The following is a 24,399-nucleotide window of genomic DNA, read 5'->3' on the forward strand; positions in this document are numbered from 1 at the left end:
GGTCAATCATAAGCAATAATTCTCTTATTGACATTTCCTATTATTAGCTCTACTCTATTACTGGCATATGCCAATAATAGGAGAGCTTTTGTGTCAAGGCCATGTAAATGTAGATTAGTATCTACCCTTCCAGACAACTATATTTTTACACCATCAGATGGAGAAAATAGTTGCTGTATAATTCTTTCACTTGATGAATATGAGACTATCAAGCTAATGGATTATGAAGGCTTAGACCAAGAAGAGTGTGCAAAAAGAATGCTACTTTCACGCTCATCAGTACAAGCAATATACACAAGTGCACGCAAAAAACTCTCAACAGCAATTGTAGAAGCTAGAAAGCTGGTAATTAGCGGTGGAAATATTACTACCCTAGACCAAACAAAAAAATATGAGCTTAAAGCTAAAGGAGAAAATACTATGAGAATTGCAGTAACATATGAGGATGGACAAATCTTCCAGCATTTCGGACACACAGAGAATTTCAAGGTTTATGATGTAGTCGATAACAAGATTGTTGATAGCAAGGTAATTAACACAAATGGAACCGGACATGGAGCACTTGCTACCCTTCTTAATGGATTAGACGTAGATGTATTAATTTGTGGAGGAATTGGTGGAGGAGCTCAAATGGCTCTTAGTGAAGCAGGTATTAAGCTTTACGGTGGAGTATTTGGCGATGCTGATAGCGCTGTAGAAGCATTCATTAATGGAGAGCTTGAGTACAACCCAAATGTAATGTGCTCTCACCACCATCATGAGGAAGGTCACTCCTGTGGCTCTCATAGCTGTGGCCATCATTCCTGTCACTAATTACTCAGCCCTTTTTAGGGCTGTTTTCTTATGATAGAATAGGAATATGATTAATGTACAAAATGATTGGCAACCTTTTTTTGATAGAGAGCAGGTACAGCCCTACTACCTTGAATTAAGAGATTTCTTAATAGGTGAATATCGCTCTAAAACTATTTATCCACCAATGGGTGAAATTTTTAATGCCTTTAAGCTATGTACCTTTGAAAACACAAAGGTAGTAATTGTAGGTCAGGACCCTTACCATGAGGAGGGACAGGCCATGGGCCTCTCCTTTTCTGTTAGAGAGGGTACAGATGAGCCTCCATCACTACAAAATATTCATAAGGAAATAATCAATGAGGGTGTTGAAACAGGACCATGGTCCTCTGATTTATCACGCTGGGCTAGACAGGGTGTATTACTTCTAAACTCTACATTAACTGTTCAAGCTCATAGAGCAGCATCACATGCATCTAAAGGATGGGAAACTCTAACAGATAGAGCAATAACTATGCTTGGAAGAGATGAAAGACCAAAGGTATTTATGCTTTGGGGCTCTTATGCTAGAAGCAAAAAAGCTCTCATCGAGTCTAAGAATCATTTAATACTTGAAGCTGTACATCCAAGTCCACTATCAGCATATAGAGGGTTCTTTGGCTGTGGACACTTTAAAAAGTGTAATGAGTTTTTAAAACAAACAAATCAAAAGGAAATAATATGGTAAAAGCGGCCCATTTGGACCGCTTTCTTAATAATCGTTAAATTACATGTAGTGCATCGGTATCGATAAGAAGATGACACTTCTCACCAACCTTATAAACACGTCTATTCTTAGGGTTATGGTCTTCAAGCTTAACAAGAGTATCACCAACCATTACATGGTAATTTTGGTATGCACCCATGAAGCAGGAAACAATAACTCTACATTCAAGACCACCCTCATCACCAAGCTTTGCAGCCTCAGGACGAAGAACAGCTGTATATTGCTCTCCTACCTTCATATCATCCTTTGGAGGTGTTTTAAGCTTATTACCTTCAAAGTCAAGAACTGCATATTTACCATCATTTCCAACATACTTTCCTCTAAGGAAGTTTGCTTCACCAATGAAGTCAGCAACGAACTCACTTACTGGGTGGTAATAAATCTCCTCTGGAGTACCCATCTGAGCAACAACACCCTTATCCATGATAATAATTTGGTCTGAGATAGCCATTGCTTCACTCTGGTCGTGAGTTACATATACAGCAGTAATACCAACCTCCTGCTGAATTCTTCTGATCTCAGTTCTCATCTCAACACGAAGCTTTGCATCGAGGTTTGAAAGAGGCTCATCGAATAAAAGTACTGAAGGCTCAATAACAAGAGCACGAGCAAGTGCAACTCTCTGCTGCTGACCACCAGATAGCTGGTTAGTCATTCTACCTTCCATTCCAGAAAGCTTAACAAGCTCCAAAATCTTCATTACCTTTTCTTTAATGACATCCTTTGGAAGCTTTCTTAGCTTAAGGCCATATGCAACGTTATCAAAGATATTATAGTGAGGTAAAAGAGCATAGCTCTGGAATACCATTGCTGTGTCACGCTTATTAGGAGTGAGCTCATTAATTGGCTCATCACCTAAATAAATCTCACCCTCATCTGGGCTTTCAAAACCAGCAATCATTCTGAGTGTTGTAGTCTTTCCACAACCTGATGGGCCTAATAGAGTAACAAAGGAACCTGGCTTAATCTCAAGGTCTGTATCCTTTACAGCATAAAAGTCCTTGCCAGTCTTTGGATCCTTATAGATTTTTGAAATATGCTCAAGGCGTACGCCCTTCTTAATTTTTTCCATTATTCAGCCTCCTGAAGCTTTTTACTTGTTCCGAAATACTTGATGAATAGGTTCATCAAGAGTACAGAACCATATGTGATAAGAATGAGTATCGTTGCAAATGCACAAGCCAAGCCATATGAGCCCTTCTCTGCAAATTCATTAATCTGTACAGTAATGAGTAAGAACTGTGGAGTAACGAGCAAGATAATAGCAGAAATAGCGGTGATACTTCTTACGAACGATGTAACCAAACCAGAGAGGAAGGAATCCTTAATAAGTGGTAAGGTAACTGTCATAAATACTTGGAAGGAGTTTGCTCCCATATCATATGCTGATTCTTCAATAGACTTATCAATCTGGCGAAGAGCAGATATACCTGAGCGTGTTCCAGTAGGAAGTGATCGAACAACAAATACAATTACTAAGAGTGTTGCAGAGCCATAAATCCACTGTAAAAGTCCTGTATGGAAGATACCACCAGAGAAGCCTCTAATGTATCCGACACCAAGAACTGTTCCTGGAACTGCCATTGCTAGCATTGAAACAGCCTCAATAAAGCCCTTAGCCTTAAACTTCTTTTTAACAACTAAGTATGAGATAATCATAGATAGCAATGCTGTAATTGGTGCACTTATTAATGATAGTACAAAGGAGTCCTTAAAGGCTTTAAAGCCCTTATACCTTGTAAATACTTGCTGATACCACTTTAATGTAAGTGGGAAGAACTTATATCCCCAGGTTGGGAATAAGGAACCGATTGGTACACAGATGTACATAATAATTACGAAGAGAGCAACTGCAGTACAAAATACTGTAAGAGGAATTTTTACACTTCTATCCTCTATAAGCATTCTACCTCTTGAAGCCTTACCTGTTAGTGTTGCTGCAGTCTTCTTTTCAAGTACATACTTTTGAATAGCAAACATAAATAGAGTAATTGTCAAAAGCACAACAGCCATAGCAGCTGCACCAGCTTTATCGTAGGCACCAGTAATCTGCAAATAAATTGTAGTTGCTAAAGTATCATAGGAGCCACCAATAATCATTGGGTTTGCAAAGTCTGCAATAGATTCAATGAATGTAACTAAGAATGCATTACCAATACCAGGTAGAATTAATGGTAGAGTAACACTTGAGAATACCTTAAAGCGTGTTGCTCCCATATCTCTTGCAGCTTCCTCAAGAGAAGGATCGATATTCTTTAATAGACCCTTTAGCATCATGTAGCATACTGGGAAGAATGTTAACGATTGTACAATTACGATTCCCCAGAAGCCATATACAGAGTTATCATATATCTTTAGTATGTGTCTTGTAATAATACCAGCCTTACCAAAGAGCATTATCATTGAAAGAGATAGTACGAAAGGAGGTGAAACTACTGGTAGCAATGAAACGACCTTAAACAAGCCCCCAACGAATTTATTCATTCTTAAATAAACTTCAACATAAGCAAATAGTAAGCCTACTATTGTTGAAAAAATACCTACTACGAAGCCAACCTTTAGCGTATTAGTAATAGCCTTTGTAAATGTAGGCATCTTAAAAATACGTTGGAAAACTGATATACCAAACTTTCCATCACCTACAAATGAATCAACAAGCAATACTGCAAGTGGATAGAGAATAAATAAAGTTAAAAAGGCTATCAGTACAACTATAGTGGTGACCATGATAGGGTCTTTCATTAGCTTTTTCCTATCAAGAGCCGCCCCTTGCCCTTTTGCCATCCTTATGCCTCCTTGTAAAATTAGTCAAAAAAGAGGGATGAAAGCACATCACCCCTCTTAAAATTAATCAGGAATAAATATTTTACTACTTAATCTGGAATCTTGTTACATCGCCTGTTGCTGCGCCAGATGCTGCAAGAGCTTCCATTACTTCAGATACATATCTCTTGATATTATTTGTTGCATCATCATAATCATAGTCGATAACGTTTGTTGGGTCTAAGCCAAATTCATAAGCGATCTGTGGCTGCTCAGCGTTATCAAGTACTAGGAACTGATATGAACCATTATCCTTAGCAATGTTTACACAATCTGGAGAAAGTGCGAATTCAATCCAAAGCTTAGCTGCATTAGGATGCTTAGCTCCCTTAAAGATTGCTGTTGCACCAATTTCACATGTTGTACCAGATGATGGGAGAACGAGACCGATATTGTCATAGCCGTTATCTACGATTTGTGTGATACCATCGTGTAAGAAGCCAAGACCGATAACACATTCGCCTGTACCAACGTTCTTTGAAGGACCTGAACCAGACTTTGTATAAACGTGGATGTTCTTATCAAGGTCTACTAAGTACTGAATACCTGCATCATGACCATACTTCTGGATAACTGTATTGATGATGAGCTTAGCTGTACCAGCTGTGTTATAGTTAGATGTCCAAATTAAGCCCTTATACTGAGGATCTGTTAAGTCAGCAAAGTCTGTAGGAATCTTAACACCAAGTCTAGCAACCTCATCCTTGTTATACATAATTCCTAAGATACCTGTGTAGATACCATACCATCTACCTTCACTATCCATATAAACTGGCTTTGTAATGTGTTTAGCATTCTCAGCCTTATATGACTCTAAGAAGCCTTCTGCAGCAAGAACGTTATAAGGATCTGTTGTACCACCAAACCATACATCTGCTGATGGATTACCCTTTTCCTCTTCAATCTTTGCCTGTACTTCACCTGTTGAAAGGCGCTGATATACAGTCTTAATTCCGTAAAGCTCTTCGAACTTTGCACAAGCTGCTGCAAGGTATTCTTCCTCACATGAGCCGTATACTACAAGTTCACCCTCTTCCTTAGCAGCCTGAACAAGTGGGGAATCATTTGTTGATGTTGTTGTTTTAGCAGTTTCAGAAGCACCCTGAGCAAAGAGTGATACTGCTAGTAATAGAACTAATAGAACTGATAATAGTTTTTTCATTTCTTATCTCCTTTTGATAAGTTTTACCTGCAATTTAGGATAAATCAGCAACTAATCAAATGCAAGAAAAAACAATTTCTAAGTAAAAACTTTCACTATTTCAAAAAAATGTTCTAGTCTGTATTCTTAAGCAATGGAAATAATCAGAGTTAATAATACAAAAGATAAAGATGCATGGCTTTTATTTGAAAAGACCTATAATGAAATTGAAAACAAAGAGTTCTTTGCATTTGATAAAGAATACACTCCTCCAAAGGATGGATTTACATATAAAATATTTGATAACGATAAGCTTGTAGCCTGCTTTCTACTAACCTTCCCTCACCTTGATGAGGAAAATCTTGGTTATGATATTGGTCTTTGTGAGAAATATTTGTTAAAGGTTGCTCATATGGACTCTGTAGCTGTTGATAGCTCATATCGAGGTAGAGGATATCAAAATATCTTAATGAAAAAAGCCGAAGAGGATGCAATAAAGCTTGGATATAAATACTTAATGTGCACAATACATCCCGATAACATATATTCAATGCAAAATGCATTAAAGCTTGGTTATAAAAATATTTTAACTAAAGAAAAATATGGAGGGAAAATAAGAGCGATAATGCTTAAGGAAGTAGCTTCCTTTAGCTAAATCCTCATTTTTGTTACCTAACTCAATATTTAAGTATTTTCACAGGCTTTTGTGTTTAATTTTGTGTCAATAATATTGACCTTCAATAAAACTATATTATTTGATTGAGATGTGGCCTAACTCGTAGAGCGGTAGGCGTTTTTCACTCCATGTCGCCTGGATATGGAGGTTAACCTCCAAATCTTAATGATAAGGAGGTGATAGTTATGAATGATTATCAAATCATTGATTTAATAATTAGAATAACTGGATTAGTTATTTCAGCAGTAATGCTTGAAATAGCTATCACTAAGAATAATCGCCACTAGTCCTCTTCAATAGCTAGTGACGATTTATTTGGTTACTAAATCTTGGAGTGGAACACCGTCTATCGATAGGCCACTTCCTTTTTAAATAGTAATCTTTCAACTATCGTACGTCAATAATATAACTAACTTTACTCATAGAAACAAAGAGATAATTAAGTTTAATTCAGTACTTTAAATTTTAAGAAGAAATCCTAATAAAACCTAATATCACAATGCTATGAAACTAAAATATCTTATAGTGGGAAAATAAGAGCGATAATGCTCAAGGAAGTAGCTTCTCAAGGCTTTTGCCTTTAGCTAAATCATCAATTAGCTTATCAAGGATTCTTATATCCTTATATATAGGATCCTCAATAGCTTCTATTTTTATACCACAAATACTACCCTTAACTAGATAACGTTTTTCATTCATACATGGTGCATTTACAAAGAAATCCTTATATGTGATATCAGATAGAAGAATGTTCTTTATTTTCTCTTCATCATATCCAGTAAGCCAGATAATACAAGCGATAACCTCTTCTTCACTTCTATTCTTTTTTTGAGCCTTAGCAACTAAGAGTGGATAAATTTTCGAGAGCTTAAAATTAAATAGCTTTTCCATATCTATAATATTAAAGCTTCCCCGAAGGGAAGCCAATATTAATTAAAAGTTTGTTGGGATATATCCACCTAAGAGCTTTGGAATAATTAAGCTGATCTGAGGGATGAAGGATACCAACAAGAGACAGAGAATCATACAGCCATAGAATGGTAATGTTGCTTTTACAACCTTTTCCATTGGAGTCTTACCAACAGCAGAACCGATGAAGAGTACAGCACCAACTGGAGGTGTAAGAAGACCAATACCACAGTTAAGTACAACCATGATACCAAACTGGATTGGGTCAAGACCACAAATACCTGTTGCAATTGGAAGTAAGATAGGTGTTGCAATCAAGATGATTGGAGCCATATCCATGATACAACCAAGAACAAGAAGGATAAGGTTAAGTAAAAGAATCAATACAATCTTGTTACTTGTAAGTGATGTGATAGCAGCTGCTGCCATATCAGGTACATGTAAGGTTGTGAGACAGTAACCAAATACAGAAGAGGTTGCAATCAAGATCAATACAATAGAAAGTGTATTGATACACTCTTCGAGAGCCTTCCAAACACCCTTCCAGTTAAGACCCTTATAGATAAATACTGAAACAATTAAGGAGTAGATTACTGCGATAGCTGCTGATTCAGTAGCTGTAAATAAACCACCAACAACACCTACTACTACAATAATTACAGCTGCGAGAGCCCAAATTGATTTTCCGAGCTGGATGATGAACTTCTTTAAGCTGAACTTCTCTCCCTTTGGATATCCTCTCTTAACAGAGATAATGTATGAACCAATCATCAAGGATGCTGCTAAGAGTGCTGCAGGAAGATAACCTGCTAGAAAGAGGCTTCCTACTGAAATACCACCAGCAGTAGTTGCATAGATTACCATGTTATGTGAAGGAGGTACTAAAAGACCTTCACAGGAGGATGTAATTGTTACAGCTGTTGAGAAGTCTGCATCATAGCCTTCATCAACCATCATAGGAATAAGGATAGATCCGAGAGATGCTGTATCAGCAGATGCTGAACCAGAGATACCACCGAAGAAGTAAGATGCTACAACGTTTACCTGAGCAAGGCCACCTCTCATCCAACCTACACATGAGTTAGCAAGTGCAATGAGCTTATCTGAAATACCACCAGAGCCCATTAATACACCCATTGTAATAAAGAATGGAACTGCCATTAATGAGAAGGATGAAATACCCTTAACCATCAAACGACATACATCGTTTAGACTATTTCCCTGAACTAGCATACAAAATACTGAGGAAAGTCCTACAGCATATGCGATAGGGAAACGTAAGAAAATCATTACAAAGAAAGAGCCAAGGAGTACCAAAATAGCTAAAGATTGAGTATCCATTATTTTTCCTCCTTAACAAAGAATGCTTTAATATGGTTATAAATAGCTTCGAGTTCAAAAACAATCATTGCAAGTCCTGCAACTGGAACTGGTAAATACATCCAGAATCGGCTTAGCCATGGAAGTGAAACATAGAAGCCTCTGCTACCAAGTGTTGATGTATATCTCCAACCAACAATAAGCATGATAAGGCCAAGAGCAAGAACTGCAATATCTGCAATAATATCAAGTACAGCTAAAGCAGTCTTAGGGATATATCTATCAAAAGCTGTCATTCTAATGTGTGCACCACGTCTAATTGAAAGTGCTGCAGATAATACAGCCATGTAGGACATACAGGTAAGAACTACCTCCTCAGTCCATGCAGGGTCTGTTAAGAATGGAATATATTGCCCTAGTAATCTTCCTGCTACTGCATATGATGTAATAAGAATATCTGCAATGAGCAAAAGCTTACAAATGAATAGTACAATTTTGTAAGCCCAGTCATATGCAGGTCTAATCTTATCCATCGTTTCAAAAAATTTAGGCATAAAATTTCTCCTAATTATTCGAAGTAAGGCGCGGAAATGCCCCGCGCCTAAAAAACACTAACTATTTAATAAAGACTATTTGAGGTCCTTAATCTTCTGATATAGAGCTGCGTTAGACTTAGTCTGCTCTGTGATAACCTTCTCACAAGCCTTAGCCCATGCAGACTTATCAGTAACTTCAACTACGTTACAGCCTTCAGCCTTTAAGAGGTCAAGAACTTCATTCTCTTTAGCTTCAGAAATCTGAGCATTGTAAGCCTGTGTAAGTCTACCAGCTTCCATGATAGCAGCTCTCTGCTCGTCATTGAGCTTATTCCATGCTGTATCTGTGATAACTGCCTGGATAGCACCAAGTGTGTGACCATCGAGGATAAGTGTGTTAGCAACTTCTGGGAAAGCGTTAGATCTGTAGTTAGCAATTGGCTGTTCAGCACCATCTACAACACCTGTCTGTAAAGCTGAATAGAGCTCACCAAATGATACTACTGTAGGAGAAGCGCCGAGGCCCTGAACCATACCGTTCATAACTGGGTCGTTAGATACACGAATCTTTAAGCCCTTGAAATCAGCGATGCCCTTAACTGGCTTAACTGTAAAGAAGTGTCTGAAGCCCTCTTCACCATAGAAGATACCTCTGAGAGGAAGACCAATCTCCTGTGGCTCATTTAAGAATTCTGAAGCGAGATCTGAGTTAGCGAAGTTCCAGAAATGCTCTCTTGATTCAAATGTGAATGGGATTGAAAGGAGCTTTGACTTCTGAGCACCATAGCTTGTGAGTGCGAAAGCAGAAATTCTTGAAATATCTACAGAAGTACCGCCACCTACCATTGAGTCAAGTACGTCATTCTCACTTCCGAGAACACCAGCTGCCTGGATATCAATGATAACAGAACCGTTTGAAAGTCTTTCAACCTGTTCCTTGAAGTACTGAGCTGTCATACCTACGATAGAATCGAGTGGGTTTACTTCAGCGTAAACGAGTTTAACTGGACCAGACTGCTTAGCAGCACCAGTTGATTCATTAGAACCATTAGCGAAAGCACTTGTTAATGCAACAAGAGCAATGAGCAATACAGCTAAAATTTTTTTCATATTTATCTCCTTGCTGTTTTGAATAAAATTGGAAAAATAATCTCTCCAACCTTTTTTTCCCTTTATAAAGCACATTTTTTCATAGCGCAAGTCGACCTTGAAAATTTGAAATTAATCAAAAGAAATGTAAAATTTATAGCTCCTGAATTGCCTTGATTATCGCCTTTTCCTCTTCACTTCTACTCTCGTAAATATTAGCTATTTTCTTTTTATAGTATTCCTTTTCTTCATTAGAAACAGGTGTTAAAACTACTCCATTTTCCTTCATTTTATTAAGTGCATCCTGCTCAGATTGCTTCCAAAGCTCTCTCTCATATAGAGCGCACTCTGTTGCACATTCCTTTATAATATCTATATATGCTGGATTTGCTTCATAAAGCTTTTCATATGTTTTGCTACTCATAACCTGGATTTCAGGAATTCTTACATGCTCATCTAAAAGCATATACATTGCAACCTCACTATGGCCCATAGCAACATACGATGGAAAGTTATTCTCTGCACCATCGATCTTCAAAGTTTGTAAGGATGAATAAACATCTGAGTAAGGAATTTGAATTGCAATTGCACCTAGTGCTGAAACTATAGAGCTCATATAATCTGATTCCTGAACTCTTATCCTAAGATTACTTAATTCAGAAAGCGAGTTAACCTTATTTCTTGTATAAAAGCTTCTTGCTCCCGCATCAAACCACGAAAGTCCAAAGGCTCCACTACTTTTACTAATATCCAAAAAGTATTTTCCAATCTCACCATCTAAAACACGCCACATATGCTCTGCATCACGGTACAAAAATGGAAGCTCTAATACTTCAAAGGTCTTTATATAATCTGCAAAGGCTCCAAGAGAGAAACGAGAGAAATCAATTCCGCCAATTACGACCTGCTCTAATACCTCATTCTCACTACCAAGCTTTGCTTCTGGATAAACTAATATCTTTATCTTTCCATCTGTTCTCTCGTAAACTAAATCAGAAAACAAAATGGCGGCCTTTGTAGTAGGATAATCAGCTGTTTGGTTATCTGCATATCGAAGTATAAAATCAGGCTTTTCTTCTACACTCTCACTCTTAGTACATGAAGGAAATAAAAGAACTAAAAGTATTAGAAAATAAATCATAGGCTATTCCTTTTTATACTTTTACGATACTCAGTTGGTGTCATTCCAGTTCTCTTTTTAAAAGCACGAGTAAAGTATCCACCAGAATCATATCCAACTAGAGATGCAATTTCTGATGAGCTCTTTAAAGGATCTCTTAAATACTCTTTAGCTGCATTTATTCTTAAATCTGTTAGATAATCTAAGAAATTTACACCAGCCTCCTTCTTAAACAAAGCAGAAAAATAGGTAGAATTTAAGTGAATCATCTCAGATATTGAATCAAGAGAAATATCAAGCTTCATATAATTTAGCTCTAAATAACGTCTAACCTTTTGGATTAGCACATTCTCATTTTCATCGTTATCGTCTTTAATCTTATTAATTTGAGAAGCAACCTGAGAAAGCTGCTTTTGAGCCTCTATTAGCTCCATTGTTCTTTTAACAGTTGCAATTAAATTATCACGATTAACAGGCTTTAGGATGTAATCTAAGGCTCCTAGTTTTAGTGCCTCCTGAGCATATGAGAAAAGAGGAAAGGCTGTAATAAAGATTATCTTTACATCCTCTCTTTGAGCGATAATTTGCTTTGCAGCCTCTAAGCCAGAGAGTCCAGGCATCTCAATATCAAGGAGTAAAATATCTGATTCAGTAATTGTAGCCATAGTGACAGCTTGACGCCCATTCTCTACTACTCTTAAATCAATAGTAGCTCCAAAGGCTTCCTTCAAGTAGTTTGATAGCAGCTCACGTTCAGCTTTCTCATCATCAGCGACCAATATTCTGAACATCACATTCCTCCATCTTTTTTATAATTAGCTCAACATTACTGCCAAATCCTGGCTCTGAATCTACCTTAATTAGTCCATTTTCGCCAAGTCTAAGTCTTGCAGCAACGTTGTATAATCCCAAGTGCTCCCCACTAGATGAATGCTCTGTAAGTCTTTCTCTTACCAGCTTTAGAGTATCTGCATCCATTCCAACACCATTATCATGTACAACAATCTTTATCTCATCACCTAAATCTGTAACAAAGATATCTACTCTACCGCCACTCTCTAAGGAAAGAAGCCCGTGACGGAAGCTATTTTCAACTAGAGGCTGCAATATAAAGGAAGGAACGTATGTTTCTGTTAACTCAACATCATCACTTACATGCCACTCTAATAATATTCGAGAGCCAAAGCGCTCATGATAGAGAAGATAGAATTCATTTACAATCTTAATCTCAGAGGAAAGAGGAACATAGAAATCATTACTAGCAAGAGAGTATCTAAATAGGTTGCTTAAAGCTCTTAAAAGATTCTCTGTATTAGTAGCATTTTCCTGCTTTGCACTATATACAATTAGATTTAATGTATTAAAAAGAAAGTGAGGATTGATTTGGCTTCTTAGCTTTTGAAGCTTCTCTCGCTCCAAAATCGATTCAAACTCAATTGCTTCATTCTCCTTTTCTTTTAGCTCAATTTCCATTCTATGCTTATCCTCAAGGACACTTACAGCAGTTTGCATAGAATGCTTCATCTCATTAAAAACAGCTGCGAGGTTTTCGATCTCCTCAGAGCCCCTTACCTCAACATCTGGATAATTAAGATTTCCCTTTCCTATTTCCTTTGCAGCCTTTGCAAAGATATCCATCGAGCTAATTATTTGGACAAAATCATGAACTACAAAGCAACCAAATATAACCATTAAAATAAGCGTTAATGATTGTAAGCGCCCTATAAAATCATTTAGTAGGCTAAGCTTTGTATTAATTTCACTACTTCTCTGGATATGGCTTTCTAATAAGCTTCGTATATATTTAGCTAAATACTCACCACACGATTGTACCTCATCATAGTATAAATCCTTAGCTTTCGCGGTTAAGTTTTCTAGCTGCAGCTCGATTACATCGTCTAAATAATCAATAAAGGAGGAATAAGTAGTTGTAGTTGCTTCAGCTAAGACAAATTCTTCCTCACTTAAAGCTCCTTTCATAGCCTTAATTGAATCCACTTTGGAAGATGTATTTGATAAAAACTCTCTTTTCTTAATTAATAGCTCAGATAAATCACCATAATCCCAGCGATATTGAGAAAGATATTTATTTAGCTCTTCAACATATGATAACGTATCTGAGATTACTTGCTCATTACTACTTCTCTTTAGCATAGGTGCAAGTACATCTTTATTTCTCTTTTCTGATAATGAGAGCTGTAAAATAAGAGCAAAAATAAAAACGATAAGAAACAGAAACATTCTTATCACTGATGAATATCGTTTTCCCTCGCTCCTAGTCATAGTAAAAAACTAACACGTGTTATAAATGCTTTTCAAGTTAAAATCTTTATTTTATAGTTATCACATGACTATTAATTGTACTATCAGTGAAAAGATTTTTAAAAATTTTACAATCTTTAACATTCTTAAAAGACAAAAGCTCTATAGAAGTCCTGTAATATTTGCTTCTATTTTAACTGTATCAGCAATAATTTGCTTTATTATGCACCATATAGATGGAGCTATTTTACTTGGGTCAGTACTATTAATAGTTGGCTTAGGAGTTCCTGCTGTATACTTTATTACATTTTTCTCCTCCCTACGTAAGCAGGCAAAGCTTCAAAACCTAAATCCACCAAGAGTCGCCTATTGTGTTTCATTAACTGATAAAGATGATGGCATATATGTTACTAATGAAAAGGAAAGTGCAACATATCGTTGGAAAAATGTTTACCAAATCTATCTAGCTAAGGATTGTATATATCTATTTATGACACAAAATAGAGCATTTATCCTTCCATATAGTGATATGAAGGAAGGCTTTGATACAGCATTTTCTATAATAAAAAAGAGAGCTAAGGATAAAGTCACTGACTTAAGAAAATAGAGACACTACCAAAAAATTTTAAAAATAAATTTGTCTTTCCTTGTATTTCTAACTAAAGACAAAAGTTATTAAGTTATCAACAAGTTTTCCACAACAGAAATGTTATCTCGAACTACTATTTTTTCCTATCAAAGTTATATAACTTTAATTGTTCTAATTTTCGGCATACACCATATATAGTGTATCAGATAATACAACCACTCTTCGTATGGTATATTTTGTACTTGTCTTTAGTAAAAACCTATGATAATGTAGAAGCTGTCGAGGTAAAAATGAAAGTAATAAAGAGAAACGGTTCCGAAGTAGATTTTGATGTTGAAAAGATAATCGTCGCAATTACAAAGGCTAATAATGCAAATGTATCTCATGAGCTCTCTGATTCCCAAATCAAAGAGGCTGCAGACTATATCCAATATAAGTGTGAGAAGCTACAGCGCGCAGTTTCTGTAGAAGAAATTCAGGATATGGTTGAAAACCAAATTATGGCAAATGGTGCCTTCGAGGTTGCAAAGGAATATGTAAGATATCGCTATCAAAGATCTCTTGTAAGAAAGGCTAATACAACAGATGATAGAATCCTAAGCTTAATCGAGTGTAATAACGAGGAAATTAAACAAGAAAACTCAAATAAAAACCCTATTGTTAATAGTGTTCAAAGAGACTATATGGCTGGTGAAGTAAGCCGTGATATCTCTGCAAGACTTCTTCTTCCAAAGGAGATTGTTGATGCAGATAAGGAAGGTATTATTCACTTCCACGATACAGACTACTATGCTCAGCACATGCATAACTGTGACCTCGTAAACCTTGAGGATATGCTCCAAAATGGTACAGTAATTAGTGAAACTATGATCGAAAAGCCACATAGCTTCTCTACTGCTTGTAACATTGCAACACAGATTATTGCTCAGGTAGCTTCTAACCAATATGGTGGACAGTCAATTTCACTTACTCACTTAGCTCCTTTCGTTCAAATCTCTCGTGAGAAGATTAGAAAGAATGTTGAAGAAGAAATTGAGATGCTCGGAATTAATCCTGATGAGAAGGTAAAATCTGAAATTGTAGAAAAGCGTCTTCTTGATGAAATTAAGAAGGGTGTACAAACAATTCAGTATCAGGTTATCACATTAATGACAACTAATGGTCAGGCACCATTCTTAACTGTATTTATGTATCTCAATGAAGCAAAGAATGAGAGTGAGAAGCATGACCTTGCATTAATTATCGAAGAGATGCTTAAGCAGAGAATCTTAGGTGTTAAGAATGAAGCAGGTGTTTGGATTACACCAGCATTCCCTAAGCTTATCTACGTTCTTGAAGAGGATAATATTAAGGAAGGAACTCAATACTTCTACTTAACTAAGCTTGCTGCTAAGTGTTCTGCAAAGCGCCTTGTACCAGATTACATCTCTGAAAAGAAGATGAAGGAGCTTAAGGAAGGTAACTGTTTCCCAGTTATGGGTTGTAGATCAGCACTTAACCCATGGAAGGATGAAAATGGTAACTATAAGTTCTATGGTCGCTTTAACCAGGGTGTTGTAACAATTAACCTTGTTGATGTAGCACTTTCATCTCACAAGGATATGGATGCTTTCTGGAAGATCTTTGATGAACGCTTAGACCTTTGCTATAGAGCTCTTATGTGCCGTCACAACCGCTTAAAGGGTACACTCTCTGATGCAGCTCCTATCCTTTGGCAGAATGGTGCAATTGCTAGACTCAAGAAGGGTGAGAAAATTGATAAGCTTCTATATGGTGGCTACTCAACTATCTCTCTTGGCTATGCTGGTCTTTGTGAATGTGTTAGATATATGACAGGTAAGAGCCACACTGATCCAAGTGCAACAGGCTTTGCCCTATCCGTTATGCAGCACATGAATGATATGTGTGCTAAGTGGAAGGCTGAAACTAACATTGCATTCTCACCATATGGAACACCTATTGAGAGTACAACCTATAAGTTTGCTAAGTGCTTACAGAGAAGATTTGGTATTATCGAGGGTGTAACAGATAAGGGATATATCACAAATAGCTACCATGTAAATGTTACAGAGGAAATCGATGCATTTACTAAGCTTAAGTTTGAATCTCAATTCCAGGCTCTTTCAACAGGAGGTGCAGTTAGCTATGTTGAGGTTCCTAACATGCAGAACAACCTTGAAGCTGTTATTGCTGTTATCCAGTTTATCTATGATAACATCATGTATGCTGAGCTCAATACTAAATCTGACTACTGCCAGAAGTGTGGCTATAGTGGAGAGATTCAGATTGTAAGTGATAATGGCAAGCTTGTATGGGAGTGTCCTAACTGTGGAAACAGAGATCAGGATACAATGAATGTAGCAAGAAGAACTTGTGGCTACATTGGAACTCAGTATTGGAACCAAGGTAGAACACAGGAGATTAAAGAAAGAGTCCTACACCTATAATAAGTAGAATTTAATTTAATATCGTAAGGAGAAGGACCCCTTCTCCTTTCTTTTTGCCATTACCAGTTATATAATCATTAAAAAGGCCTATGAATTACGCAAATATTAAATATTATGACATTGCAAATGGAGAGGGTGTTAGAACCTCGCTCTTCGTCTCAGGTTGTAGACACCACTGTAAAGATTGCTTTAACGAGATGGCTTGGTCCTTTAACTATGGAAACCCATTTACAAAGGAAGTAGAGGATAAAATAATATCTTCTCTTGAGCCTAATTATATTAAGGGACTTACTCTACTAGGTGGAGAGCCTATGGAGGCAGAAAATCAAGAAGCTCTTCTACCATTCTTAAAACGAGTAAAGCTAGCATGCCCAGATAAATCTATTTGGATTTATTCAGGCTTCACTCTTGAGGAGCTTTTAGGTGAAGTTCCATCAAGAGGAGCAACAGAAATAGCTAAAGAAATACTTTCTATTGCAGATGTTTTAGTTGATGGACGATTTATTGCAGAGGAAAAGGATATCTCTCTTCAGTTTAGAGGTAGTAGGAATCAAAGAATAATAGACCTTAAGCCTACATTCGAAAGCAAAGAAATCGTTCTTTGGAAGGATAAGATAAAATGACACCACATAATAATGCAGCAAAGGGTGAAATAGCTAAATCAGTACTTATGCCAGGAGACCCTAAAAGAGCAAAATTCATTGCAGAAAGCTTCTTAGAGGATGCTAAGCTTGTTAATGATGTAAGAGGTGCACTTGCCTATACTGGGAAGTATAAGGGTAAAGAGGTATCTATTATGGCAAGTGGTATGGGAGATGGTTCAATGGGTATCTACTCTCATGAGCTCTTTAAGGAATATGATGTCGATAGAATAATTAGAGTTGGCTCTGCAGGCTCAATTAGTGATGATTTAAAGCTTGGAGATGTAGTTGCAGCACTATCTGCCAGTACCGATTCAGGGTATTTAAATCACTATAACTTCCCTGGAGTATTTGCTCCAACAGCATCAGCAAAGCTAATAAAGGCGCTACTTAAAATAGATGACACAATAGTTTTAGGACCAATTTATTCAACTCCTGTTTTCTACTGTGATGATAGCTATTTTGAACCATGTAAGAAAATGGGACTCTTAGCAGTAGAAATGGAAGCTGCTGCACTTTATGCAAATGCAGCAGAGCTAGGTAAGGATGCAATAACACTCCTAACTATTTCAGATATCATTGGTAAAGAAGAGTGCTTAACAGCAAAGGAAAGAGAAGAAACCTTTACTAAGATGATAAACACAGCTCTTGAATTAGCTATTAGCTTTTAATATATAGCAGGCAACGTCCTGCTATTTTTTATAGCTGTCCCATCCATCTTCTACTTTTGAAGATAAATAAACCAGCTGCGAGTCTAAAGCACTCCTCTAGGCTTAACAAAAAGTATACCCACCATATTGGTAAGTTAAGATAGAAGGCTGAAAGAATTCCTAATGGAACTCCAATACACCAGGTTCCTATTGAATCAAGAACAGCGATATAAGCAGTCTTTCCACCACTACGTAATACACCACTACCAAGTGTCATATTTAAAACCTTAACAGGTGCAACTAAAGCAAAGACCAATATAATATAAACACTCATTGCTCTTACATCTGCTTCAACATTAAATAGCTTTACATAGCTAGTTGAAACTAATGCAACAATAGCACTTATGATTACAGCTCCTATTAATGCAGTTTTAAGTAATTTCTTTGAGCTCTCATATGCTCTAGCTCTATCATTAGAGCCAAGATACTTTCCAACAATTATTCCAGTTGCAGAGGATATACCTGTCATAGCACCCATCTCTAATGATACTATCGGGTTCATTAGAGTCATAGCGGCACATTGCTTTGTACCAACATGTCCATAGATACTTCCATATACATTCTCACCTAATACCCATAAGAATTCAGATATAAATAGAGGAAGGAGCATTATCATAAATGATTTAAGCTCACTTAACTTGCTATATATTGATATAGAAATCTCTCTATGAGCTGTGTATTTAAGAAAATAAAATAATAATATTAGTGCAGATATTAGCTGAGCTAATACACTTGCAATACTTGCTCCGATAACGCCCATTGCCTTTATTGGGCCAAAGCCAAATATTAAGATGTAGTTTAAAATAGTATTTGTAACCATACTAATAATTCCTGCATATAGAGGCTCCTTAGCATGATCTACACACCTTAAATAGGTTGAACACATTGTAGTAATAGCTATAAAAATAAAGCTTATAGAGTATATTCTTAGATAAGAGGCTGCAATTTTTATCATCTGGCTATCTACAGAATAAAGGCTCATAATACCTTCAGGAATTATCATACTTAAAGAAATAAATATGATTGCAATAATAAGTGAGATAAAGAGGTTGCTATAGAACCCTTTTCCCTCTTCAACCTTATCCTTTTTACCTATCGCCTGTGAAATGATAATTCCAGCAATTGCACCAAAGGTATTAATCATAACAGAAAAAATACTAATAAATTTTCCTGCGATACCAATAGCAGCAATACTACTGCTACCAAGCTGACCAGTCATTAGTTGGTCGATAACATTAAAGGAAGCATAAAATATGCCCTGCAGTGTAATAGGAAGAGCTAAAGATATTAGCTCCTTTCCAAAATCCTTATTTTTGATAAGACTTTCTTTTTTCATATTTTGTGATTAGCACAAAAAAGAAATTAATCACAACAGGTTAAATTCATAACCTAAATCTTTTTTACAGTTTCTCTCTCCACAACCTCAACTGGGAGTGAAACAACCTTTCTTAGGTTAATATCTCTCTCAAGCTCATAAATAAGGTCAAAGGCTATAGAAGCTCTTTTTTCACAATCCTGTCTAATCGTTGTTAGAGGAGGAAAAGTATCTGCAGAAATAGCTGTATCATCAAAACCTAAAACAGAGATATCTTGAGGGATTTTAACACCTGATGCCTGTAGGTTTCTTATTAAATCTAGTGCATAGTAATCTGAAACAGCAAAGACAGCGCTATATTTTAAGATCTCATCTAAGTTACTTTTATAAAAGCTCTCTCTTTCCTTTTTAAGCTTTGGGATAATCATGAGATTAGATTGAGGTATAATTGAGCAAAGCCCTTGGAATCTTAGAGCATCAAGACAGATATTATTATCACTTAAGCATAGGACTCTAGAGTGCCCCATTTTTCTGAGATACTCTCCTGCGACTACACCTCCCTGGTAATTATCAACCTCAAGATTAACATAGCTATCATTTGCAGGGAAAAACCCATCAAAGATAATTAGAGGACGATGCATCTGATTTTTAAGATATTGGTAATCAACCTCACAAAAGCCTTGAACCATTACAGCACTCATATTCCATAGTGAGGCTAAAAGAGGAACGTCATCTATTCTTGTTGCAAGCTTAACAATTAGTAACAAGCCCCTTCTCTCTGATTCTATTGCCAATGAGTTAACAAGCTTTGACATATACCCATCCTCTAATGGATGGCCCTCATACTTTTCATGGTCATTAATAATTAAGCCTACAAGCCTAGATGGATTTTTGCCCATCATGATTCTAGCCTGACGTGGTAAATACCCCATCTCCTCAAGCTTTCTCTCAACTAGGCTTATAGTTTCATCACTAATCTTCTTAGTCTTACCATTAATTACATTTGATACAGTTGCAGTACTAACTCCAAGCTCAAAGGCTATATCTTGAATTGTTACTCTATCACTAGACATCTAAAGACTCACTACTTTATATAAAATGTAAAGGTTTCATTATCCTTTATTTTGTAGCAGTACTCATCTCTAGGAAGAGCACCCCAGCTATTATCACCACCAACACCCATAGTGTTTTTAAGAACCTTAATAACACATTTATTATATGGAGGAAGATCTCTAAATTGATATGAAGATAGTATTTCATTTGAGGTATAAGGTAAAACTGAAATTACCATTGGCTCATCTGAGGATATTGTTAAATCCTTATATTTTACATATCTTACACCAGTTCTAGAGCCACACTCTTGAGGCTTTCTATATGGAGTCATATTCTTTTTGACATTTAAATCCCACAGGCCAAGGCAAGCACCACTTGAGCGATCAACAGTATTCTCCTCAGGGCCTAAGCCAAAGTATTTAACCTTTTCTACTTTATCAAAAGCAAATGACATTCCATATTCAAAGATGTAGCAGCAATCTCCATGATACGTCATTTTAACTCTTAAGCTACCATCATCGACTAGAGCATAAGCAACATCAACACTACTCTTTGTAGCTGGGAGTATGAAATGAGAGATAATCTCATTATCTGATACAACAACATCATCAATAATTGGATATGTTTGGTCTGCAAGCCAAAGAGATAGCTTTGAACAAAGCTGTGAGCCTCTATCATTATCTACAGGAGCTCTAAAGAAAGCAAAGGAAGGTAGACGTGTAATATAATCTCTATCTTTTTTCACAAATGAGGAAATAAAGCCATTTTGCCTATCTACCATCGCAGTAAAGCTATTAGTCTTTATTGTGAAATTTCTATCACCTTGAATAATTCTTTGTTCAACCTTACTTCTAGCTATCCTTTTATAACTTCTAATCTCCTCATAAGCGATAATACCCTCTCCAGAGAGCTCCTTAATCATCACAGTAATAGATTCATCGCCATCACTAAATTTAAAAGGCTGGTCAAAAGCAGTTACACACTCTGGAGCTAAATTAATAAAATAGCTCTTAGACTCAATAAAGATACCATCCTTATCATGCATTACTACAATTTCAAATTCTCCTAAATCAAGGTCAATTGAAGTATTTTTAATCCATATTTCTTTTTTATCTATGTGGATTTTAAATGGCTGATATGCATGAAATACCTCCTGCATCTTAGGGCTTTCCTTTCCATCAGCAAATACAAGACCATTGTTGCAGAAATAGTAATCAGATGGAGATGCTCCATTTTCACCACCACTAGAAAGATATCCATCAAGAAGTAGTGATTGATCCATATAATCCCAAATAAAGCCACCTGCATAATTTGGATATTTTTCCTCAAGCTTAATGTAATCAATGAGGCCACCACAGCTATTTCCCATAGCATGTGAGTATTCACAAAGCATAAATACTCTGTTTGGATTTTCTCTCATAAACTCTTCACACTTTTCTGGAGGAGTATACATCTGTGACTCAACATCACTAGTTAATACATCATAGCGTCTATCATTAAATACACCCTCATAGTGAACAAATCTATTTGAGTCTCTACTCTTTATCCAAAGAGAAGCGTCTCTTAAAACACTTCCACCAAAGGATTCATTCCCTAGAGACCATGCTACTATAGATACATGGTTCTTATATGATTCAACATTAGCCTTCTCTCTATCTAATACTGCAGGAGCCCAAAGCATATTATCATTTGGAATAGCACTATCAAAATTGATTTTATCTGCTCTAGTCCACGTTCCATGTGTCTCTAAGTTAGCTTCTGCAATAACAAGTAAGCCATATTCATCACAAAGCTCATAGAAGAATGGTGCATTTGGATAGTGTGAGGTTCTAACGCTATTAATATTATTTTGTTTCATTGTGATAATAGCTTTTTCTGTATCCTCATATGAAACACACCTAGCACTATTCATATTCCACTCATGGCGATTTACACCTCTAAAGATAAGGCGCTTTCCATTTAAGGTTATTGTCCCCTTCTTTAAATCTATTCTCTTAAATCCAAGTGATGATGAGATAGTATCACCTTCTGTTGATACTCTATACTCATATAAATTAGGTCTATCAGGAGACCAAAGAGCAGGCTTAGCAACACTAAATAAAGCCACTGCACTTCCATCAACTACTTCTATATTTTTTTCTTCACCATTAAATAATATTTTTACACTCTTAGCTGAGCTTTTTACCTTAAAGACTACACTACCTTTTGTGAAATCCTCATTTAAGGTAGGTATAACCTCTAAATCCTTAATATAATCCTTTTCATGAGCTACTAAGGTTACAGGTCTAAAGATTCCAAACATCCTCCAAAAGTCTTGATCCTCAAGCCAAGAGGCAGTGCTATACCTGAAAACTCTAACAAAGATTTCATTTCTACCCTGCTTTAAATAGCTAGAGATATTAAATTCTGAGAGTGTAAAGCTATCCTCAGAGTATCCAACAAAGCAATTATTAATAAATAGATCAAAGGCTTGCTCAACACCATAAAATCTAAGCATATAGATCTTATCTAGAGATTCGATATCTATAGTATTAAAGTAAATTCCACATGGAATTTTAGATGGGATATTAGGAGGTAATATCTCCTCGCTTCCATCCCATAGGTATTGAATATTTACATATATTGGCTTTTTATATCCCTGTAGCTCTAATGAAAGAGGAACCTTTACCTCTTTCATATTAGCTCTTAGCTCTTCATCTAAATAGAAATCATCACGTACTAAAGCAGCATCATCAAAATATGCTAAGCGCCACCCAGTATTTAAATTCTTTTCATTCTTTGCTCTAAATATTGAGTGATGAGGCTCTCTATTAATTTGATAAGTATTAGGTTCAGTTAAGTATTTTGGTATTGCCATTGTATCGTTCCTTTAGAAATAGAATACAATAGAGTTTACAAAATAAGCTACTTACTTTTTTCAGGGCTTTTCAAAAATTGAAGGAATAAAGACATTTCCATTTAGCTTTGGGTTCCTGCCATGAGCAATTAAAATTTCTACAGCTACTTGCCATATCGCATCGGGATACACCTTTACCTTTGGAAAATTATTATCAACGGCACCAATATCAAATGGCATATCACGAGTAAGTACAATAGGTATCTTTAGATTTTGTCTTTCATACTCTGAAATTACACCCTTTTCTAATAATTGAGATGACACAATTATAGCCTCAGCACCATTATGTACTACAGCTCTTAATAGTGATGAGCCATCTGAATCAGAGAGTCTTCCAGTAAAAAATAGTTCTTTATTATAAAGACCTAGCTCTCCGAGCTTTTGCTTCATAATATTATGATGTAATTCACCTATTTTTATTTCGTTATCACTATAAATTCCACCAATATATCCAATTTTAGTAAATATGACATATTGTAGACAATATACAATTTTCTATATAAAACTACTTAAAAATCATAAAAATTTTGTTTTCTTATCCACTACTCATAAGTATTATAAGCACTTATCAAATATTTTGTATGTCAAAGGATTTAGGTTAGTTTAATCTTACTCCAAAGAGCCATGCTTTTGGATAAATATAAAGGAAGAAATGATTATGAAGAAATTATTAACAATTCTTATTGTTTGCTTAATCGCAGTTTCATCAATTTTCGCTCAGGGTAAGATGGAATCAGAAAGACCAGCAAAGATGGATGTTAAGACAGGTCTTGCTCTTATTACATCTGCTTCAGGAAAGTCTGCTACAAGCAAGGGTTATGGACAGGGTGCAGCTGATATTTTAATTGCAGCGGTAATAGTTACTGAGGATGGAAAAATCGATTCTTGTGTAATTGATGCAATTCAGGGAAAGTTGACGTACTCCCACGGGCAAGCCCATGGGAATTTGGCCATGGTAACGACGGCTGCACCCCAAAGGATGTCTTACACCGTCTCTGGCCCGCGAGACCCGTCCGGCCTCGCCTTATGATCTAGGCGTCCTTCGCCTGTTCCATTCGGTTCATAATACGCTTTGCCTCAGCGAGTATGTTCATCGCGGCATTCACGTCCCTGTCGTGATACACTGTCAGAGTCAGTTAAAAAGGGACAAAAAGAGTCAGCTGAAAAAGGACAGAAAAAGTCAAATAAAAAGGGAAAACATACAAACCATACTAAAGTGCTTTCCTTAATTATTATTGATAAAGACTTAGACCTGTCACTTCAGGCACAGAACTTGTAGAGATTTTATAAACAGTTTTTTGCTGTCCACGGTAA

Annotated in this window: 22 protein-coding genes; 8 read left to right on the forward strand and 14 right to left on the reverse strand. The window is 36.3% G+C overall.

The window, feature by feature from the left end; all coding sequences use genetic code 11:
* Window positions 1-90 precede the first annotated feature (90 nt).
* Both FYJ80_RS06295 and FYJ80_RS06300 read left to right on the forward strand, forming a co-directional pair.
* On the forward strand, window positions 91-813 hold the full coding sequence (locus FYJ80_RS06295; protein WP_328596760.1) for a NifB/NifX family molybdenum-iron cluster-binding protein: 723 nt from the start codon (window positions 91-93) through the stop codon (window positions 811-813).
* 46 nt (window positions 814-859) lie between these two features.
* On the forward strand, window positions 860-1,519 hold the full coding sequence (locus FYJ80_RS06300) for a uracil-DNA glycosylase (protein WP_154425357.1): 660 nt from the start codon (window positions 860-862) through the stop codon (window positions 1,517-1,519).
* Between the two features lie 34 nt (window positions 1,520-1,553).
* On the opposite strand, the gene FYJ80_RS06305 is transcribed toward FYJ80_RS06300, so the two are convergent.
* The 3 genes from FYJ80_RS06305 to FYJ80_RS06315 all read right to left on the reverse strand — a co-directional run bounded on the left by FYJ80_RS06305 (window position 1,554) and on the right by FYJ80_RS06315 (window position 5,543).
* The gene (locus FYJ80_RS06305) at window positions 1,554-2,630 is read right to left on the reverse strand and encodes an ABC transporter ATP-binding protein (protein ID WP_154425358.1); all 1,077 of its coding nucleotides are present in this window, start codon (window positions 2,628-2,630) and stop codon (window positions 1,554-1,556) included.
* Window positions 2,630-4,342, reverse strand: a complete 1,713-nt coding sequence (locus FYJ80_RS06310) for an ABC transporter permease (protein WP_154425359.1) — start codon at window positions 4,340-4,342, stop codon at window positions 2,630-2,632. Before FYJ80_RS06310 ends, FYJ80_RS06305 begins: the two co-directional genes overlap by 1 nt.
* Before the next feature lie 85 nt (window positions 4,343-4,427).
* Complete coding sequence (locus FYJ80_RS06315; RefSeq protein ID WP_154425360.1) at window positions 4,428-5,543, reverse strand: ABC transporter substrate-binding protein; 1,116 nt, start codon at window positions 5,541-5,543, stop codon at window positions 4,428-4,430.
* 133 nt (window positions 5,544-5,676) lie between these two features.
* Between FYJ80_RS06315 and FYJ80_RS06320 the strand changes: the two genes are divergently transcribed.
* The gene (locus tag FYJ80_RS06320) at window positions 5,677-6,177 is read left to right on the forward strand and encodes a GNAT family N-acetyltransferase (protein WP_154425361.1); all 501 of its coding nucleotides are present in this window, start codon (window positions 5,677-5,679) and stop codon (window positions 6,175-6,177) included.
* 570 nt (window positions 6,178-6,747) lie between these two features.
* Here the strand turns inward: FYJ80_RS06320 and FYJ80_RS06325 are convergent.
* The 7 genes from FYJ80_RS06325 to FYJ80_RS06355 all read right to left on the reverse strand — a co-directional run bounded on the left by FYJ80_RS06325 (window position 6,748) and on the right by FYJ80_RS06355 (window position 13,455).
* Entirely contained in the window at window positions 6,748-7,089 is a 342-nt protein-coding gene (locus FYJ80_RS06325) for a DUF2200 family protein (RefSeq protein WP_154425362.1), read from the reverse strand.
* Between the two features lie 42 nt (window positions 7,090-7,131).
* Entirely contained in the window at window positions 7,132-8,448 is a 1,317-nt protein-coding gene (locus tag FYJ80_RS06330) for a TRAP transporter large permease (protein ID WP_154425363.1), read from the reverse strand.
* Window positions 8,448-8,981: a TRAP transporter small permease gene (locus FYJ80_RS06335; protein WP_154425364.1), complete on the reverse strand. Its 534-nt coding sequence runs from the start codon at window positions 8,979-8,981 to the stop codon at window positions 8,448-8,450. Before FYJ80_RS06335 ends, FYJ80_RS06330 begins: the two co-directional genes overlap by 1 nt.
* Before the next feature lie 75 nt (window positions 8,982-9,056).
* Window positions 9,057-10,073 carry a TRAP transporter substrate-binding protein gene (locus FYJ80_RS06340; RefSeq protein ID WP_154425365.1) on the reverse strand — a complete coding sequence of 339 codons (1,017 nt, stop codon included), beginning with the start codon at window positions 10,071-10,073 and terminating at the stop codon, window positions 9,057-9,059.
* Window positions 10,074-10,206: 133 nt separating this feature from the next.
* On the reverse strand, window positions 10,207-11,193 hold the full coding sequence (locus FYJ80_RS06345; RefSeq protein WP_154425366.1) for a TRAP transporter substrate-binding protein: 987 nt from the start codon (window positions 11,191-11,193) through the stop codon (window positions 10,207-10,209).
* Complete coding sequence (locus FYJ80_RS06350) at window positions 11,190-11,963, reverse strand: response regulator transcription factor (protein WP_154425367.1); 774 nt, start codon at window positions 11,961-11,963, stop codon at window positions 11,190-11,192. The genes FYJ80_RS06345 and FYJ80_RS06350 overlap by 4 nt, the downstream gene beginning before the upstream one ends.
* Window positions 11,941-13,455, reverse strand: coding sequence for a sensor histidine kinase (locus tag FYJ80_RS06355; RefSeq protein ID WP_154425368.1), 1,515 nt, complete (start codon window positions 13,453-13,455; stop codon window positions 11,941-11,943). The genes FYJ80_RS06350 and FYJ80_RS06355 overlap by 23 nt, the downstream gene beginning before the upstream one ends.
* Window positions 13,456-13,519: 64 nt before the next feature.
* Here FYJ80_RS06355 and FYJ80_RS06360 point away from each other — a divergent pair, with 64 nt between their 5' ends.
* The 4 genes from FYJ80_RS06360 to deoD all read left to right on the forward strand — a co-directional run bounded on the left by FYJ80_RS06360 (window position 13,520) and on the right by deoD (window position 17,782).
* Window positions 13,520-14,041 (forward strand): YcxB family protein, encoded by a 522-nt coding sequence (locus tag FYJ80_RS06360; protein ID WP_154425369.1) that lies wholly within the window; start codon window positions 13,520-13,522, stop codon window positions 14,039-14,041.
* Between the two features lie 224 nt (window positions 14,042-14,265).
* Window positions 14,266-16,470 (forward strand): anaerobic ribonucleoside-triphosphate reductase, encoded by a 2,205-nt coding sequence (gene nrdD, locus FYJ80_RS06365; RefSeq protein WP_235899598.1) that lies wholly within the window; start codon window positions 14,266-14,268, stop codon window positions 16,468-16,470.
* A gap of 89 nt (window positions 16,471-16,559) precedes the next feature.
* Window positions 16,560-17,093 carry an anaerobic ribonucleoside-triphosphate reductase activating protein gene (gene nrdG / locus FYJ80_RS06370; RefSeq protein ID WP_154425370.1) on the forward strand — a complete coding sequence of 178 codons (534 nt, stop codon included), beginning with the start codon at window positions 16,560-16,562 and terminating at the stop codon, window positions 17,091-17,093.
* The gene (gene deoD / locus FYJ80_RS06375) at window positions 17,090-17,782 is read left to right on the forward strand and encodes a purine-nucleoside phosphorylase (RefSeq protein ID WP_154425371.1); all 693 of its coding nucleotides are present in this window, start codon (window positions 17,090-17,092) and stop codon (window positions 17,780-17,782) included. The genes nrdG and deoD overlap by 4 nt, the downstream gene beginning before the upstream one ends.
* A 28-nt stretch (window positions 17,783-17,810) precedes the next feature.
* Here deoD and FYJ80_RS06380 read toward each other — a convergent pair whose 3' ends face one another.
* Genes FYJ80_RS06380 through FYJ80_RS06395 form a run of 4 tightly spaced genes read right to left on the reverse strand, consistent with a single transcriptional unit; the run spans window position 17,811 to window position 23,475 of the window.
* Window positions 17,811-19,157, reverse strand: a complete 1,347-nt coding sequence (locus tag FYJ80_RS06380; protein ID WP_154425372.1) for an MATE family efflux transporter — start codon at window positions 19,155-19,157, stop codon at window positions 17,811-17,813.
* Between the two features lie 53 nt (window positions 19,158-19,210).
* On the reverse strand, window positions 19,211-20,209 hold the full coding sequence (locus FYJ80_RS06385; protein WP_154425373.1) for a LacI family DNA-binding transcriptional regulator: 999 nt from the start codon (window positions 20,207-20,209) through the stop codon (window positions 19,211-19,213).
* A gap of 11 nt (window positions 20,210-20,220) precedes the next feature.
* Window positions 20,221-23,046, reverse strand: coding sequence for a glycoside hydrolase family 2 TIM barrel-domain containing protein (locus FYJ80_RS06390; RefSeq protein WP_154425374.1), 2,826 nt, complete (start codon window positions 23,044-23,046; stop codon window positions 20,221-20,223).
* A 60-nt stretch (window positions 23,047-23,106) separates the two neighbouring features.
* A complete protein-coding gene (locus FYJ80_RS06395; protein ID WP_154425375.1) occupies window positions 23,107-23,475 on the reverse strand; it encodes a type 1 periplasmic-binding domain-containing protein in 369 nt (122 codons plus the stop codon).
* Between the two features lie 268 nt (window positions 23,476-23,743).
* Between FYJ80_RS06395 and FYJ80_RS06400 the strand changes: the two genes are divergently transcribed.
* Window positions 23,744-24,115 (forward strand): hypothetical protein, encoded by a 372-nt coding sequence (locus FYJ80_RS06400; RefSeq protein ID WP_154425376.1) that lies wholly within the window; start codon window positions 23,744-23,746, stop codon window positions 24,113-24,115.
* The last annotated feature ends 284 nt before the right edge of the window (window positions 24,116-24,399 follow it).

The sequence above is a fragment of the Bullifex porci genome (genome assembly GCF_009695635.1).
GTDB lineage: Bacteria > Spirochaetota > Spirochaetia > Sphaerochaetales > Sphaerochaetaceae > Bullifex > Bullifex porci.

Excerpts from the sequence above, each read along its gene's own strand:
- nrdG (WP_154425370.1), top strand. The coding sequence starts at position 16,560 with ATGAATTACGCAAATATTAAATATTATGACATTGCAAATGGAGAGGGT.
- FYJ80_RS06390 (WP_154425374.1), bottom strand. The coding sequence starts at position 23,046 with ATGGCAATACCAAAATACTTAACTGAACCTAATACTTATCAAATTAAT.
- FYJ80_RS06330 (WP_154425363.1), bottom strand. The coding sequence starts at position 8,448 with ATGGATACTCAATCTTTAGCTATTTTGGTACTCCTTGGCTCTTTCTTT.
- FYJ80_RS06395 (WP_154425375.1), bottom strand. The coding sequence starts at position 23,475 with ATGAAGCAAAAGCTCGGAGAGCTAGGTCTTTATAATAAAGAACTATTT.
- FYJ80_RS06300 (WP_154425357.1), top strand. The coding sequence starts at position 860 with ATGATTAATGTACAAAATGATTGGCAACCTTTTTTTGATAGAGAGCAG.
- FYJ80_RS06325 (WP_154425362.1), bottom strand. The coding sequence starts at position 7,089 with ATGGAAAAGCTATTTAATTTTAAGCTCTCGAAAATTTATCCACTCTTA.
- FYJ80_RS06320 (WP_154425361.1), top strand. The coding sequence starts at position 5,677 with ATGGAAATAATCAGAGTTAATAATACAAAAGATAAAGATGCATGGCTT.
- FYJ80_RS06385 (WP_154425373.1), bottom strand. The coding sequence starts at position 20,209 with ATGTCTAGTGATAGAGTAACAATTCAAGATATAGCCTTTGAGCTTGGA.
- FYJ80_RS06380 (WP_154425372.1), bottom strand. The coding sequence starts at position 19,157 with ATGAAAAAAGAAAGTCTTATCAAAAATAAGGATTTTGGAAAGGAGCTA.
- deoD (WP_154425371.1), top strand. The coding sequence starts at position 17,090 with ATGACACCACATAATAATGCAGCAAAGGGTGAAATAGCTAAATCAGTA.
- FYJ80_RS06335 (WP_154425364.1), bottom strand. The coding sequence starts at position 8,981 with ATGCCTAAATTTTTTGAAACGATGGATAAGATTAGACCTGCATATGAC.
- FYJ80_RS06360 (WP_154425369.1), top strand. The coding sequence starts at position 13,520 with ATGACTATTAATTGTACTATCAGTGAAAAGATTTTTAAAAATTTTACA.
- FYJ80_RS06355 (WP_154425368.1), bottom strand. The coding sequence starts at position 13,455 with ATGACTAGGAGCGAGGGAAAACGATATTCATCAGTGATAAGAATGTTT.
- FYJ80_RS06400 (WP_154425376.1), top strand. The coding sequence starts at position 23,744 with ATGAAGAAATTATTAACAATTCTTATTGTTTGCTTAATCGCAGTTTCA.
- FYJ80_RS06345 (WP_154425366.1), bottom strand. The coding sequence starts at position 11,193 with ATGATTTATTTTCTAATACTTTTAGTTCTTTTATTTCCTTCATGTACT.
- FYJ80_RS06340 (WP_154425365.1), bottom strand. The coding sequence starts at position 10,073 with ATGAAAAAAATTTTAGCTGTATTGCTCATTGCTCTTGTTGCATTAACA.
- FYJ80_RS06350 (WP_154425367.1), bottom strand. The coding sequence starts at position 11,963 with ATGTTCAGAATATTGGTCGCTGATGATGAGAAAGCTGAACGTGAGCTG.
- FYJ80_RS06305 (WP_154425358.1), bottom strand. The coding sequence starts at position 2,630 with ATGGAAAAAATTAAGAAGGGCGTACGCCTTGAGCATATTTCAAAAATC.
- FYJ80_RS06315 (WP_154425360.1), bottom strand. The coding sequence starts at position 5,543 with ATGAAAAAACTATTATCAGTTCTATTAGTTCTATTACTAGCAGTATCA.
- FYJ80_RS06310 (WP_154425359.1), bottom strand. The coding sequence starts at position 4,342 with ATGGCAAAAGGGCAAGGGGCGGCTCTTGATAGGAAAAAGCTAATGAAA.